The 15,431-nt window shown below is 38.5% G+C and carries 12 protein-coding genes; 3 read left to right on the top strand and 9 right to left on the bottom strand.

Annotated elements, in window-relative coordinates; all coding sequences use genetic code 11:
* Nucleotides 1-219: transposase (locus F606_RS0110450; protein WP_019553831.1), on the bottom strand; the 219-nt coding region annotated here is incomplete at its 3' end.
* Nucleotides 220-384: 165 nt separating this feature from the next.
* Between F606_RS0110450 and F606_RS0110445 the strand changes: the two genes are divergently transcribed.
* Together F606_RS0110445 and F606_RS0110440 are read left to right on the top strand one after the other, a co-directional pair.
* Nucleotides 385-1,833, top strand: a complete 1,449-nt coding sequence (locus tag F606_RS0110445; protein ID WP_019553830.1) for an aminotransferase-like domain-containing protein — start codon at nucleotides 385-387, stop codon at nucleotides 1,831-1,833.
* A 97-nt stretch (nucleotides 1,834-1,930) separates the two neighbouring features.
* Nucleotides 1,931-2,704: an alpha/beta hydrolase gene (locus F606_RS0110440; RefSeq protein WP_019553829.1), complete on the top strand. Its 774-nt coding sequence runs from the start codon at nucleotides 1,931-1,933 to the stop codon at nucleotides 2,702-2,704.
* Between the two features lie 72 nt (nucleotides 2,705-2,776).
* On the opposite strand, the gene F606_RS0110435 is transcribed toward F606_RS0110440, so the two are convergent.
* The 8 genes from F606_RS0110435 to chvE form a co-directional block, all read right to left on the bottom strand.
* The gene (locus F606_RS0110435) at nucleotides 2,777-4,531 is read right to left on the bottom strand and encodes an ABC transporter ATP-binding protein (RefSeq protein ID WP_019553828.1); all 1,755 of its coding nucleotides are present in this window, start codon (nucleotides 4,529-4,531) and stop codon (nucleotides 2,777-2,779) included.
* Between the two features lie 110 nt (nucleotides 4,532-4,641).
* Entirely contained in the window at nucleotides 4,642-5,796 is a 1,155-nt protein-coding gene (locus tag F606_RS0110430) for a hypothetical protein (RefSeq protein WP_019553827.1), read from the bottom strand.
* A gap of 192 nt (nucleotides 5,797-5,988) precedes the next feature.
* The gene (locus tag F606_RS0110425) at nucleotides 5,989-7,446 is read right to left on the bottom strand and encodes a DEAD/DEAH box helicase (RefSeq protein ID WP_019553826.1); all 1,458 of its coding nucleotides are present in this window, start codon (nucleotides 7,444-7,446) and stop codon (nucleotides 5,989-5,991) included.
* A gap of 149 nt (nucleotides 7,447-7,595) precedes the next feature.
* Complete coding sequence (locus tag F606_RS0110420; RefSeq protein ID WP_019553825.1) at nucleotides 7,596-8,681, bottom strand: GntR family transcriptional regulator; 1,086 nt, start codon at nucleotides 8,679-8,681, stop codon at nucleotides 7,596-7,598.
* A 92-nt stretch (nucleotides 8,682-8,773) separates the two neighbouring features.
* Nucleotides 8,774-9,013, bottom strand: a complete 240-nt coding sequence (locus F606_RS0110415; RefSeq protein ID WP_019553824.1) for a hypothetical protein — start codon at nucleotides 9,011-9,013, stop codon at nucleotides 8,774-8,776.
* 137 nt (nucleotides 9,014-9,150) lie between these two features.
* Complete coding sequence (mmsB, locus tag F606_RS0110410) at nucleotides 9,151-10,338, bottom strand: multiple monosaccharide ABC transporter permease (protein ID WP_019553823.1); 1,188 nt, start codon at nucleotides 10,336-10,338, stop codon at nucleotides 9,151-9,153.
* Between the two features lie 4 nt (nucleotides 10,339-10,342).
* A complete protein-coding gene (gene mmsA / locus F606_RS0110405) occupies nucleotides 10,343-11,890 on the bottom strand; it encodes a multiple monosaccharide ABC transporter ATP-binding protein (RefSeq protein ID WP_019553822.1) in 1,548 nt (515 codons plus the stop codon).
* An 87-nt stretch (nucleotides 11,891-11,977) separates the two neighbouring features.
* Nucleotides 11,978-13,084, bottom strand: a complete 1,107-nt coding sequence (chvE, locus tag F606_RS0110400) for a multiple monosaccharide ABC transporter substrate-binding protein (RefSeq protein ID WP_019553821.1) — start codon at nucleotides 13,082-13,084, stop codon at nucleotides 11,978-11,980.
* An 860-nt stretch (nucleotides 13,085-13,944) separates the two neighbouring features.
* Here chvE and F606_RS0110390 point away from each other — a divergent pair.
* The gene (locus F606_RS0110390) at nucleotides 13,945-15,318 is read left to right on the top strand and encodes a deoxyribodipyrimidine photo-lyase (RefSeq protein WP_019553819.1); all 1,374 of its coding nucleotides are present in this window, start codon (nucleotides 13,945-13,947) and stop codon (nucleotides 15,316-15,318) included.
* The last annotated feature ends 113 nt before the right edge of the window (nucleotides 15,319-15,431 follow it).

Here is a 15,431-nt window from a genome sequence, read left to right as displayed (position 1 = left end):
TTCTTTACGGAGTTTGATCATTTCAGCTTCATCGGGAGAACGGTTATCTTTTTCTTTGAAGGAACCTGATGTTTGATTTTGTTTCACCCATTTATCAAAGGTAGAAGGTGTCAATTCGTACTCGCGAATGATGTCCTGTCGGGGTTTATTATTTAAATATAACTGGACAATTTGGTTTTTGAATTCTTCTGTATAAGTTCTGCGTTCACGTTTGCTCATTGTAAATCTCCTCATCTTATATTGAGTTTAAGTGTACTTGACCTTATTTTATCTGTCCAGTTTAGTGTAACCTATCCAATTTTTATATACCTGTCTGCATCCAATTGGCTTGTTATATAACCATCCAATTTGTTATACTAAAGAAAAAAGAGTGAGGTCTGCTTTATGTTACATATCGACTGGCTGCCAAACAAAAAAGATACGCTACCCTTATATCGGCAGATTTATGCTTATATCAAACACGAAATTCGCAGCGGTAACTGGCCTATCAACAGCAAACTGCCCGCCCAGCGCAGTTTGGCTGCTATCTTCAAGGTAAATCGCAGTACTGTGCAGACTGCGATTGATGAGCTGATGGCAGATGGTTTGCTCGAAAGCAAACCAGGCAGCGGCATCTGGATTGCAAATAATACCTGGTCACTTTTTAGCTCGCCGGAACAAATTGATTGGAATTTTTATGTAGAATCCAGTACCTATCGACCAAATCTACCACTCATTCAAGAAATCAACCGTGCCGAATTTAAACAAAATATCATTCGCTTAGGGACCGGTGAATTAGCCCCTGATCTATTACCACACAAAGAACTAACGGCAATATTGCAGAAAACATCAGGCAATATAAAATCATTTGGTTATGAGCAGCCACAAGGCCTTTTGTTTTTACGAGAACAATTGTGTATTCATCTACGAAAAAACGGCATTAACGTTTCCCCTCGCTCCATCCTCATTGTTTCTGGTGCCTTGCAGGCTTTACAATTGATTTGTCTGGGACTCTTGCCTAAGGATTCCAAAATTTTACTGGAAAACCCATCCTATCTTCTCTCTTTGCCCTTATTTCAATCCATGCAGGTTGATTTTGCGGAAGTTCCTTTAGACTCGGAAGGTATTAACCTCCGTACCCTGGCTTATCAGCAAAAACTTAAAAAGGCTGCTTTACTTTACACAATTCCAACGTTTCATAACCCCACCAGTATCTTAATGAGTGAGCAGCGTCGTCATGACTTATTGCAGCTTTGCCGGGAAAATCAGCTGCCGATTTTAGAAGACGATGTTTATCGCGATCTTTGGCTTGACAGACCTGCACCACCACCTTTAAAATCAATGGATCAAGATGGCCTGGTTTTATACATAGGCAGTCTGTCAAAAGCAGTCAGCCCCGGACTTCGAATTGGCTGGGTCGTGGGGCCTGAACCAGTGATTGAAAAATTAGCTGACATGAAAATGCAAAATGATTACGGCTCAAGCTGTTTATCGCAATATGCCGCCGCAGAATGGCTTGCCAGCGGGTTCCATGAAAATCATTTAAGGCGGATTCGTGCTGCTTTATGTATAAAGCGACAAACTTGTCTTGATGTTCTGACCCAGCATTTTCAAGAGATTGCCAGTTGGCATATCCCTGCTGGTGGTTTTTATATTTGGCTAAAGTTAAAAGAACCGATCTCTCTGCCAAAATTATTCAAAATGGCACTGGCCGAAAACATCCTGCTTAACCCCGGCAGTATCTATGATCCCTTATCGAATCGGCATCTCCGTTTATCCTATTCGTATGCTTCGAGCATCGAGCTTCGCAATGCGCTAGAACGCTTAGCCGCTATGATTAAGGAGTTAAACTGATAAAAGAAATATCTATATTTCTTTTATCAGTTTAACTAAGTATAATAAAAAAGATCCATTTTTACGAAACTGTTTATAATCAAAGGAGGCTTTCACAATGGCACTGTTACAAATAAACTTCAACTCCACGTATTTGGCAATGCAGACAAACATAACCGTAATTATTCCTGAAACATCCGGTATCTTAAAACCAGATTTCAATGGAAAACTAAAAACACTTTATTTACTGCATGGCTTAAGCAATGATAATACGATTTACACTCGTTATACCAATATCGAACGGTATGCCTGCGATAAAAATCTAGCCGTTATTATGCCATCCGTAGACCATAGTTTTTATGCCGATATGAAATACGGTCATAAATACTATTCTTATATCTGCGAGGAACTGCCGACTTTTATGCGAAATATTTTCCCATTATCGGCAAAACGCGAAGATACATTTATTGCTGGACATTCTATGGGTGGTTATGGCACATTTAAAATTGCGTTGATGAATCCAGATAAATTTGCGGCAGCGGCAAGTATGTCCGGTGTCTTAGATATCAACGTTTTTCTCCAAGATGGCATATTCGAAGGGTTTAACCCAAAAAGTATTTATGGCGACACAAAAGATTTAACTGGCAGTGAAAATGATTTATTTCATTTGCTAAAAAATAAGGTGAAAGCAAAAACACCACTGCCTAAGCTTTTTCAAATATGTGGTACAGAAGACTTTCTTTATCAAAGTAATCTTAATTTTAAAGAATTTGCCCAAAATCTCAAAATAGATTTAACCTATGAAGAAAAATCCGGTGATCATGACTGGGGTTTTTGGGAAGAATCCATCAAAAAAATCATTGATTGGCTGCCTCTGCAAAATTCTATATAAAGAGAACTTTACTCAAAAAAAAACCGATTATTATAAAATGTTACATTTTATAATAATCGGTTTTTACGTGAATTATGAGTCTTCCTTTAATTCATCAAGTCCCTCAAATTGCATTTTATAATATTTTGCATATAACCCGCCGCGTGCCAGCAAGGTATCATGTGAACCTGATTCTTGAATTCCTTTATGATTCATCACCAGAATTTCATCGGCATTGCGAATCGTACTGAGGCGATGCGCCACTACAATCGTCGTACGATCTTTGGAAAGACGTTCCAAAGAAGCTTGAATATATCGTTCACTTTCATTGTCCAAAGCCGATGTAGCTTCATCTAGTATAAGGATTTTCGGATTTTTCAAAAAAACACGGGCAATTGAAATGCGTTGTTTCTGTCCACCAGAAAGTCTTGTACCACGTTCCCCAACATAACTTTCATACCCATCTTCCAACGACATAATAAAATCATGGATATTCGCATTTTTTGCTGCGGTAATAATTTCAGCCTGCGTCGCTTCCGATTTTCCATAAGCAATATTATCACGAATATTACCAGCAAACATGTATACGTCCTGTTGAACAATACCAATGGCATCACGCAGCGATTTCAACGTAACATCGCGTATATCTTTGCCATCAATCAAAATAGCCCCGGCTGAAACATCATAAAATCTTGGCAAAAGTGAACATAAGGTTGTTTTTCCGCCACCGGATGGTCCTACCAATGCAATTGTTTTTCCTGCAGGAATCAAGACATTCACATTCTGCAGTATGCCGGCATTTTCATCGTAGTGAAACGAAACATCCTGATATTCTATATGCCCTGTAACATCATGAAGCGAAACCGCATTTTCTTTGTCAACAATTTCCGGGGTTGTCTTAACCACTTCCATAAATCTTTTAAAACCAGAATAGCCTTTTTGCAGTTGTTCAGTAAAATTAATCAGTACATCAATTGGATTCAAGAAAATGCCGATATACAAGGCATATACTGCTAAATCAGTAACTTGCAGGCTGCCATTCGCAATAAAAAAACCACCGCTGACTAAAATTGCCGTATATAATAACCCTTGAAAAAAAGCATTTCCCGCGACAAAACTCCCCATCACTTTGTAACTATTTTCTTTAGAATCCAAAAACTGTAAATTACTACCACTAAATTTTGCTCGTTCTAATTCTTCATTGGCAAATGATTTCACAACCCGAATTCCAGACAAACTATCTTGTACACTTGAATTGACACCCGCAATTTTTTTCCGATTATCCATAAAAACTGCTTTCATTTTCCTGTTTTTATGAATACTGAAGGCGACCATACATACTGTAATGACAAATAAAATCAATGTCATTTGTACATTAAGAAACAGCAACAGCAAAAAAGACCCTAATATTTTTACAGTAGAAATAAAAATGTTTTCCGGACCATGATGCGCCAGTTCCGAAATATCAAATAAATCCGATACCAATTTGGACATCATCTCGCCCGTGTTATTTCTATCATAATACGAAAAAGACAGCCGCTGATAATGGTTGAACAAATCCTGACGCATATCACTTTCCATACGCGCCCCCATAATATGTCCCCACGTTGTAATATAATACTGACACACATAACGAATACTGTACATTACAAGCATCCCAATACCAACCCAGCTTATAATATGCCAGATTCCACTCGTTGTAGGGGTAAAGATTCCATGCGTAAGAAAATACAGTAACTGTGGAAACGCCAAATCAATAACGGATACTACAAACGCACAAAATAGATCACAATAAAATAAACGTTGATATGGTTTATAATATTGAATAAATGTTTTAAAAATAGACATAAAACCCTCCGCCATTTATAAACTTATATGGTTTTACAGAGATCCTTTAGCTGGATCTGCGAAAAATGTTGAATAAAACCATCCATATTAGTCTATCATGATAATAGTTCTTATTCCACTTTCTTTTCAAGAAGACACTGCATTTTTTTCGCTACCGCCTCAACCTGTTTCATTTTGACCCAGTTCCGGATTTCAGTTCCTTTTAATTCAGTCGGCACAACTTCACCTTTGGGCAGAGCCATATTATCCTTAAATTCTTGTAATTGTGGAATATTAAAAGCAACGGCCTGCGTAATCAAATCAAATTCTGTTACATCTAACGCACCCCGCCGCAGCTTTAAAATCATATCAACAAAATCAGCGGGTCGTCTCTGCACGAGAATACGAATGCCTTCACTGAACGTACTCGCTGCCTCAACCCAGTCTGCTGGCAAACTCATCCGCTCTGACCACGCAGAAAAACCTTCTTTTGGCAAAGCAAAACCTAGTGCAGCAAAACGAACTTTTGGATTCTGTGAAATATTGGCAACTGCATCCAGCCCCAGCATACTCGCAGAAAATTTATCCATTGGTAGTGCAGCAAGTTCTGCAAAAACAGCAGATAATAGGGACAAATCTTGCAGCACCTTAAAAAATCGGCTTGGCTCTTTCGCTTCAGACATCACCGTCACAAGTTCTGGCATCATTTCAGGAGATGCTATCTGCAGTAAATCATTTTGAACCGTTCTTGCCAACACCAGCGTGTCTGCTTCAATCGCAAACCCGAGTTGAGCGGCTTGTCCTGCCAAATGCAAAGCATTCAACGGATCATTTGTAAAAGCCGGGCTTGTTGCTTTAAGTGTCTTCGACACTATAGCCATTTGCCCCTGATATGGATCAATAATTTCTCCAGTCAAACTGTCTTTGGCCATCGCATTAATCGTGGTGTCACGACGCAATAAATCTGCTTCAATTCCAACTTTAGGTTTTGCTGATATGCGAATCTGTCCATCGTCTGTTTTCTGCTCTGTTCTGGCAAATGCGACTTCACTACGGATACCATCAACCATTAAGTAAAAAACAGGAAATGGCGTCCCGCTTTCTTTGGCTTGCGGAAACAGTAATTTAAAGTTCTTCTTGACCATTCCAACCACGGTAAAATCAATTTGCTTCGTGCGAATCCCCAATAAGCTGTCACGGACACAAGCTCCCGTCCGAAACAGGCGACCACCATTTTCCGCAATCATTTCAGCAAAATTTTTCTCTGTTAATCCAGTTGTACTCATTTGTTCTTTTTCCCCAACTTTCCTAAAAATCATCCATCTATAATGCATTAAAGAAATTACATCAACCTAATCAGTCTGTCAGGAATTGGATATAGGGCATCGTTTGCTTCCTCCGTAACGCCACGGAGCCCTATACCCAATTCCTGACGATTACCATATAAAATATTTAATGCAACTTATATATATTTTTTCTTATTTACAAAAAAAACCTACTTCTTTAATCGTATGAATTTTCCCTTTAATTTTGCTTTTTAGTAACTGCTGCATGACAAGTGCTCCTTTATCGCCTAATATTTCAACATAAGAACAGGTATCTTGTATCGTAATAATACCAATATTTTCAGCATGGACACCTTCAATTGCAGTAATCGCCCCTAAAATATCGCCCGGACGCATTTTGCTTTTTTTCCCAGCATTAATACGAAGCCGTGTAATCTGCTTATTTAATTTTTCACTGATATCCGCTTTTAAAACCGGAGCTTTTTGCGCCCTTTGTGCAAAAATTTGTTTTCCCGCTTCCACTGTTTCATAATCAGGCGGTTCAAGTCGCGGTATCGTATGATCTATATATTTCTCAATCGCCTGCAGCGCCTTATATTCATGGGAAGTCACCAATGTAACAGCCGCCCCCAAATGACCGGCTCGTCCTGTTCTGCCAATGCGATGAACATAACTTTCTTCGTCAGCAGGCATGTCATAATTGATTACCAAGGATATGTCATCAATATGCAGCCCGCGCGCAGCAACATCAGTTGCCACAAGGAATTGAAACCTGCCGCGTTTGAAATCACGGATCGAATCAAGACGGTCGATTTGCTCCATCCCGCCATGTAAAGTACCACACAAAAAGCCCTTCTGTTTCAGCTTATCCGCTAAGAGATCCACCGTATCACGGAGATTGCAAAATACAATGCAGCTTTCCGGTCGTTCCAGATATAAGATTTTTGTCAACAGGCCAAATTTATTGCCTGCTTCAATTTCATAATAGCCCTGACGAATTGCATCAAACGCAAGTTGCTTCGACTCAATTTCGATTTTCACTGGATCTTTCATATGTTTTTCACAAATCCGTTGAATTTTGTCTGGAATTGTCGCCGAAAACAATAAAGTTAACCGATTTTCCGGTAATCCTTTGATAACCGCATCTACCTGTTCGATAAACCCCATATTAAGCATTTTATCGGCTTCATCAATAATTAAATATTGTATTTCATCCAGAGAGATATTGCCGCGTTCAATATGATCCAGCATCCGCCCCGGTGTACCAACGACAATATGCACCCTTTGCTGAAGTTCACGGCGCTGCGTCTCCATCCGCTGGCGACCAAAAACGGCTGCACAACGTATCCGTTTGAATCTGCCTATATTGGAAATTTCCTCCTTCAATTGAACTGCCAATTCCCTAGTCGGTGTCAAAACCAATACTTGGGGTTTTTTCTGTTCAATTACAAGCTTTTCACAAATTGGAATCGCAAAGGCAGCCGTTTTACCACTCCCGGTCTGTGACTGAACAATACTATCTTTTTGCGCAAAAACTAGGGGTATCACCGCCTGTTGAACTTCTGTAAGCGTATCATACCCCAAATCTTGTAATGCTTTTTTTATTTCTTGGCTAAGCCCATATTGTTTTGTTATTTCCTGATCATCCATTATTGTAGCCCTCATTTTCCTCGACGATCCTGCTTATAGGTTCTTATTCGTCTCGCTCTATCTATATCATACCATAGCGACAAAGATTTATTATATAGTTGCATTAAATATTCTATATGACAATCGTCAGGAATTAGATAGGTGGTTCGTCACAGGCTGCGAATGGACTCTCGCTCCACAAGCTGAGGCGCAAATTTAACTGCCGTATTAATTTTTTCCATATGCATTAATTTTAATAAATTGATTGCCGCCATTTTTCCCAGATCCTGCTTGGGATGCGAAAATGTTGTGAGTCCGACAGGATTTCTGGTAGCTAAATCCGAATTATCAAAACTGATAATGGAGATATCTTCAGGGACTTTATATTTATACTTACGTAAAACTTCAATTACATAAATTGCAATTTTATCATTATAACAAACAACCGCACTGCATCCTGCCACTCGCTGCAAAAGAAGCTGCTCAAATGTTTTGGTACAAAAAAATTCTAAATCCTCTGTTGTAAACCAGATAAGATTTTCTTCATGCAGCAAAATGCCTCTTTTCTTTAAAGCACTCGTGCAACCTGCATAACGCAAATGACCTTGCCGATCATCAAATTTAAAAACGCCGGCAAATCTCTTATGATTTTTACTGAGCAAATACTCAGCTGCTGATCTACCACAGGCATAATCATCCATCATTACAAAAGGAAAAGCCAGCTCCTCATAATATGAATTAATAAAAATACAAGAAATACCTTTTTTATGAATCTGTTTATATAAATCCAGATTAAGCAACGGCAGCGCACTTTTTGTCGGTTCAATAATAAGACCATCAATGCCGTTTTCCATAAATACGTTTAATATTTTCATTTCATTTTCTATTTTATTATACGTAATCGACAATTGGATAGAATACCCTTGCTGCGTCAAAACACCATCAATTCCTTTAATAATACCCGGAAACAAATAATCATCTAAATAAGTTGTAATAATACCAATATTTTTCATGCTAGTCCTGATTGGTGTTCTGCTTAACGCAATATAAGTACCACTCCCCTGGCGGCGTTCTAAAACGCCTTCATTTTCCAGAATACTCGTCGCCTGCCGAACCGTCTGACGACTGAGAGAAAAATATGCGCCGAGTTCTTTTTCTGACTGTAATCGTGCCCCAGTTTCTAACGTGCCTTGAGCAATCTGCAATTTGATCCAATTGACAATTTCTAGATATTTCGGCACTTTTTTATTATTCATGAAAGCAAAATTCCTTTCGTTCCACTATTTTCAAAGCATTGCCTCCGGCTCCTCATTAAAAAAAGTTTTCATTTTCCGAAACTAGCTTGCTGTCAAACAAAATGTTTTATATAAGAAATAACGCCAATAATTGCAAATACACCCGCAAATTTAAGCAAATACCCTCTGTATTTTTTTAATTGCTTAATGAAAAAATCAATATAAGCACAAAAAATTGCGAGTGCAATAAAAATATCACCTGCCATAAGCCAACTGAAGCCATTCGGTATGTCACTAATTACATTATTCAAAAGCAGGGCTGCGCCAATTAACGCTAAATATTCAAACTTCATAGATTATCGCCTCAATCTTTTCCAGTTAAAACACTGAATTAATTTTCCTATTTTAGAAAAAAATCTGCCTTTTTATTAACTATCGCAGTTATAAAAGGCAGATTTTAATTTTCATAAAAGAAACATATCTTTAAATGTTAAGCACTTTTACGTTTATTATATAAGTCGAACGTAACAGCAGCTAAGAGCACAAGGCCTTTAACAACGCGCTGGATATCAACCGACCAACCGATCAAAGACATCCCATTGTTCAAAATTCCCATTACCAAAGCACCAATAACAGCACCTGTAATCGTCCCGCTGCCACCTTGTACAGCCGCACCACCGATATAGCAGGCCGCAATTGCATCAAGTTCAAAGGTATCACCAGCCTTTGGCGTCGCTGATGCATTACGTGCCGCCAAGACAATCCCAGCTAAAGCTGCTAACAGTCCCATATTGGTATAAACCCAAAACATGACCTTATCCGTATTGATCCCTGATAGTCTAGCTGCATTTACGTTACCACCAACCGCATATACCTGGCGCCCAGCCACGGTATCATTGGTGATAAAAGAATAAATAATGATCAATGCCAGCATAATGAGTAAAACAAGTGGTAATCCCATATAAAGAGCCAACTTAGCGGTAATAAAATTCAATACACCGATAATAACAACCATCTTAGCAGTAACCTGCCACATTGGTGCTACAACGAAATTGTGTTTCAGTTTATTACGTCTTGACCTGATTTCTAATAAAACAAGCACTACGGAAGCCAATAGACCACCTATTAATGCTAAAATTTCTATTTTAGTACCACCGACCTGCATAAAGATCTGTGGCAGATATCCAGCGCCAACCTGCGTGAAATCCTGCGGCAGAGGACCTTTTGTTTGACCATTTAATATAACCATAGTCAGCCCGCGGAAAACCAGCATATTAGCCAGTGTAACAATGAATGGCGGAACTTTAAGCACAGCTATAAAGAAACCCTGCCACATTCCTACTAAAATACCGATAAGCAATACAATTGCGAAGGTAACTGGAACAGCAATATGATAATCTAACACCATAATAGCTGCCGCCGCCCCACAAAAAGCGACAATCGAACCAACGGCCAAATCAACATTTGCTGTCAAACAACATAATAGCATCCCGATGGAAAGAATAACAACATAACTGTTTTGCATAACCAAATTATTAATATTCATCGGTGCTGCATTTTTGCCATCAGATAAAATAAGAAAGATTACATAAATAACGAATAAGGCAATCATCATACCATATTGTTTGAGATTCGCCATGGCTAGTTTTCTTTGATTCATTGTAGTTTCATTGCTCATTGTATTATTTCTCCCTTCCGATGTGATTCATAATAATCTTCATGATACGTTCCTGTGAAAACTCATCTTTGTGTAATTCACCAGCAATTTCGCCTTCATTAATGACGTAGATACGATCACAAATACCCAATAATTCCGGCATTTCGGAAGAAATTACAATAACCGCTTTACCCGCATCAGCCAACGAGTTAATTACTGTATAAATTTCATACTTCGCCCCAACATCAATTCCACGCGTCGGTTCATCTAAAAGCAATACATCTGGTTCCGATAACATCCATTTTGCCAGAACAACTTTTTGTTGATTCCCGCCCGACAATGAACCTACAATTTGTTCAATCGAATTTGCTTTTATATTGATTTTTTTTCGATACTCTTCCGTTAAGTGAATTTCATCGTTCGAATCAATCACGGAATGTTTGGAAAACCTAGAGGCCAAACTTGACAAGGACATATTCCATTTCAAATCATTAATCAAAACCAACCCGTATTTTTTACGATCTTCCGATACATACGCAATTTTATGATTGATTGCATCTTTAATGCTTTTTAAATGGAGTTCCTCACCATTTTTGATCATGGTTCCAGATATATTTTTTCCATAAGCTTTACCAAACAAACTCATCGCAAGTTCCGTCCGCCCTGCTCCCATCAAACCCGCAAAACCAACTACTTCACCGCGGCGAACATGCAAGGACACATCATTGATTACTTTTCGTTTTGAATCCAATGGACTATAAGCCATCCAATTTTTCACTTCAAAAACTACTTCACCGATTTTACTATTGCGGTCTGGATAACGATTTGTAAGTTCACGACCTACCATGCCTTTGATAATTCGGTCTTCTTCAATTGCTTTATCTGTTTTTTCGATTGTTTCAATCGTATGCCCATCACGAATAACCGTAATCGAATCAGCGACCCGGCTGACTTCATTTAATTTATGTGAAATCATAATACAAGTAATACCCTGTTTTTTTAAATTCAGCATAAGCTCTAGTAAGATATTACTTTCCTCATCATTCAGTGCGGCCGTCGGTTCATCAAGAATCAAAAGTTCGACTTTCTTTGTCAAGGCTTTGGCAATCTCAATCAACTGCTGCTTACCAACACCTAAGGTCTGAACTTGTTGGCTTAAATCTTCGCTGCCCATACCAATTGTGCTTAAAACATCGCGAGCTTTGCGATCCGTTTCGTCCCAATCAATAACCCCTTTAAGGGTTGTGTTTTCATTACCCAAAAATACATTTTCGGCAATAGAAAGTGCCGGAATGAGTGCTAATTCCTGATGAATAATAACAATACCCTTTTTTTCGCTGCTGCGGATTGTATTAAATTCACAAGTTTCACCTTTATAAATAATGTCCCCCGTATATGTTCCATAAGGATATACTCCTGAAAGAACATTCATCAAAGTTGATTTCCCCGCACCATTTTCGCCGCATAATGCATGAATTTCACCTTTTTTGATTTGTAGATTGACATCATCCAGAGCCTTAACACCCGAAAAATCTTTCGTTATATGTCGCATTTCCAGTATGATTTCAGCCATAAATTTTGTTCAACTCCCTCGATAGTAGTAGTCGGCTGAAAAAGATAGACTCCCATTCAGCCGACAACCATCTAAAACTCTACGTTACTATTCAAGTTCAGCTTTTTTATAGTAGCCTGAATCAATCAATTCTTTTTGCAGATTTGATTTATCAACAGGTACTGGGCTGCATAAATAGGCTGGAACAATTTTCTTATTGTTATTATACGAAGTTGTATCATTGATTTCAGGTTGTCCACCTTCGAGCACAGCCTGCACCATTTTCACGCATTTGTCAGCGAGTATACGAGTATCTTTAAAGATTGTCATGGATTGTTTACCAGATAAGATATTTTTGGAAGCCATAAGTTCAGCATCCTGACCACTAATCATTGGCCATTTTTGACCAACTTTATAACCAGCACCTTCTAAAGCTGCTGAAATACCATAACTAATCCCATCAAACGGACTCACTACGATATCAAGGTTTTTCCCCGTACTGTAGTAACCGGACAAAATATCTTCCATACGTTTTTGAGCAGTTTCTTGCGACCAGCGTAATGTACAAATCGCATCGAAACTAGTTTGACCTGATACGCATACGAGTTGTCCACTTGTCAAATAAGGCTGCAACACTTCAAATACACCCGTATTTAAGAAATGTGCATTGTTATCATCTGGCGAACCAGCAAAAAATTCAATGTTATAAGGGCCTTTGCCTTCTTTTAAGCCCATTTTGTCTTCGATATATTTACCAATGGCTACACCTACGCCTTTATTATCAAATGTTGCATAATAAGAAACGCTATCTGTATCCATTAATAAACGATCATAGGCAATGACTGGGATGTTATTCGCTTTGGCTTGATCTAATACATTAACGAGTGCATTCGAATCAATCGAAGCAACGACCAAACAGTTTGCACCATTGGTTATCATGTTTTCGATTTGGGAAACCTGAGCTTGTACATCATCTTCTGCATATTGCAAATCAACTGTATAACCTAGCTTTTCCAATTTTTCTTTCATGTTTTTACCATCTGCGATCCATCGCTGGGAAGACTGTGTCGGCATGGCTACCCCGATTTTTTTACCACCGGTTTGAGCTGCACTACTGCTACTACTGCTTGACGCCGGGGCGTTATCGCCACCGCCGCAGCCAGCAATTGCTAAGACCATAATACAAGATAATACAAGAGCTAACATTTTTTTCATGAAAGTGTACCCTCCTATTTCTTCATTTAGCCAATATTATATATAAGCTGATAAATAGATCAAACCTTTGTGGCTGACTATTCCCCCTCTATTGTTTTATTTTGATTATTTATTTTGCTCTATATAATAAAAACTGCTTCAAATTATTGACCACGTGCCAAAACAAACGCTATTTTTTTAACCATAAATCTGCATCATAAAAAATAAAACTCGATTCCATTGTTTTGCGTTCTTTGAAATATGTAAATATTCTAATAATTCTTTATTGAAATCATGAAATATAATCCCGCCCAAAACATTTATCTTACAACTTGAATCGATTCGTTTAATTTATCATATAACTTATGAATTCAGTATATACTGAATAGATTTAAAATTCAATCTATTTTTTAAAAATTTTTATTATTTTAATGTCTTGCTTTTTTATATAAACTAAACTCCTGCTAAAGTAGCATACTATGAACAATTACCCTTACTTTTTCACAAAAATATCAATTGAATACCGACCTTAGAAATGACCATGAAATGATTTTTAAGCGGACTCCTTTTGTTCTTAAAATGCATGCAGCAACGATCTAAAGTTATCATACAACAAGCTAAGAAAATGGCTTCGGCTTCACCTATCCAAGAAAAAAAGCAAGGATTTGTGAATCATGGTACAATAATTCTTATCCATCTAATATTTCAATTGAACCGAGAATCGATTTCTCTTATAATTGATATGCAAGCTATATGCAGACAATAGGGAATTCGTTTTACTGCTCAATGCTTTCTGGTTTTATAAAACGGTATATCATGATCAACACCCGTGATATGAATACCCGTCACGTGCAATAAAATTTATAACCGGAGGGAACAACATGATCGATCAACGCCGCATCCGCATTATACAGACTATAAAAAATTCAGCTCAAAGCGGTCCTGTCGTGTACTGGATGAGCCGTGACCAGCGTGCCGAAGATAACTGGGCACTCTATTATGCCCAGCAAACAGCAAGAAAGCAAAACCAGCCATTGGTTGTTTTATTTGCGTTAGCACCGGATTTTATTGGTGCAACACTGCGACAATACGGTTTTATGCTGCGAGGGTTAACAGAAACTGCTCAAAATTTAACTAAAAAAAATATTCCTTTTTATTTACTGATCGGTTCACCATCAAAAGTCATTGCGACATGGTTACAGACAAATTCCGCAAGTACTTTAATCATCGATTTTGATCCTCTAAAAATAAAAGCATTATGGAAAAAAGAACTTTTGCAAAAAATCAAAATCCCTTGTTATGAAGTTGATGCTCACAATATCGTCCCCTGCTGGACAGCTTCAACAAAACTTGAATACGCCGCCTATACGATCCGCCCTAAAATACAGCGTTTACTGTCCGAATTTTTATTGCCAGTCCCCGAAATATCAGTTCATCCAGCTTCAAACTTTTTCATCCAACCCTTGCCTCCGATTACGGACCTTTTAGCGCAATTAACGGTTGATACAACTGTTTCTGAAATCACCTGGCTAAAGCCCGGGAGCAAGACCGGCAAAAATACTGTCCTTAACTTCATCCAAGAAAAGCTTCAATATTATGACAAACAAAGCAACGATCCCACAAAAAATATGCAGTCGAACCTTTCCCCCTATTTGCATTTCGGGCAAATCTCTGCTCAAAAAATTGTCTTGCTCATTAAGGAAATGCACTCGACTTCCTCTGCCACCGAAAGCTTCCTCGAAGAACTTATCATTCGGCGAGAATTAGCCGATAATTTTTGTTTCTATCAAACAAATTATGACAACGCAGCAGCATTTCCAGCCTGGGCACAAAAAACCCTGCAAGAGCACCTCGACGATTCCCGTGAGTATCTATATAATGCCGAAACCCTCGAGCAGGCACTTACCCATGACCCACTATGGAATGCCGCCCAGCGTCAAATGACAGAAACCGGGAAAATGCATGGCTATGTACGCATGTATTGGGCAAAAAAGATTCTCGAATGGTCACGAACACCAGCCGATGCGATGTCTACAGCAATATATCTCAACGATAAATACCACCTCGATGGTCGTGATCCTAATGGTTATGCGGGCATCGCTTGGAGCATGGGCGGTCTCCACGATCGTGCTTGGTCAGAGCGAAACGTATTCGGTAAAATCCGCTATATGAATTTCAACGGCATGAAACGTAAATTTCCCATCCAAACATATATAGATACGTATCCACCGTTTGATCAGCCCACCATGTTTTAAAACCCTCATTCAAAAAATAAGACTCATAAAGGAAGATCTGTATTGAGAATATCCCCAGAATTTATTTGTTTGATAAAAAAATAACTTCCCAATTGAAGGGAAGTTATTTTTAT

Source organism: Propionispira raffinosivorans DSM 20765, assembly GCF_000381065.1.
Taxonomy (GTDB): Bacteria; Bacillota; Negativicutes; order Selenomonadales; family Selenomonadaceae; genus Propionispira; species Propionispira raffinosivorans.
Note: the sequence above shows the minus strand (reverse complement) of the source record. Positions and strands in the feature narration are given on the sequence as shown.

Bases quoted from the DNA above. Each gene is read 5' to 3' on its own strand.
- F606_RS0110435 (WP_019553828.1), bottom strand. From the start codon at position 4,531: ATGTCTATTTTTAAAACATTTATTCAATATTATAAACCATATCAACGT.
- chvE (WP_019553821.1), bottom strand. From the start codon at position 13,084: ATGAAAAAAATGTTAGCTCTTGTATTATCTTGTATTATGGTCTTAGCA.
- F606_RS0110415 (WP_019553824.1), bottom strand. From the start codon at position 9,013: ATGAAGTTTGAATATTTAGCGTTAATTGGCGCAGCCCTGCTTTTGAAT.
- F606_RS0110425 (WP_019553826.1), bottom strand. From the start codon at position 7,446: ATGGATGATCAGGAAATAACAAAACAATATGGGCTTAGCCAAGAAATA.
- F606_RS0110420 (WP_019553825.1), bottom strand. From the start codon at position 8,681: ATGAATAATAAAAAAGTGCCGAAATATCTAGAAATTGTCAATTGGATC.
- F606_RS0110430 (WP_019553827.1), bottom strand. From the start codon at position 5,796: ATGAGTACAACTGGATTAACAGAGAAAAATTTTGCTGAAATGATTGCG.
- F606_RS0110445 (WP_019553830.1), top strand. From the start codon at position 385: ATGTTACATATCGACTGGCTGCCAAACAAAAAAGATACGCTACCCTTA.
- mmsB (WP_019553823.1), bottom strand. From the start codon at position 10,338: ATGAGCAATGAAACTACAATGAATCAAAGAAAACTAGCCATGGCGAAT.
- F606_RS0110390 (WP_019553819.1), top strand. From the start codon at position 13,945: ATGATCGATCAACGCCGCATCCGCATTATACAGACTATAAAAAATTCA.
- F606_RS0110440 (WP_019553829.1), top strand. From the start codon at position 1,931: ATGGCACTGTTACAAATAAACTTCAACTCCACGTATTTGGCAATGCAG.
- mmsA (WP_019553822.1), bottom strand. From the start codon at position 11,890: ATGGCTGAAATCATACTGGAAATGCGACATATAACGAAAGATTTTTCG.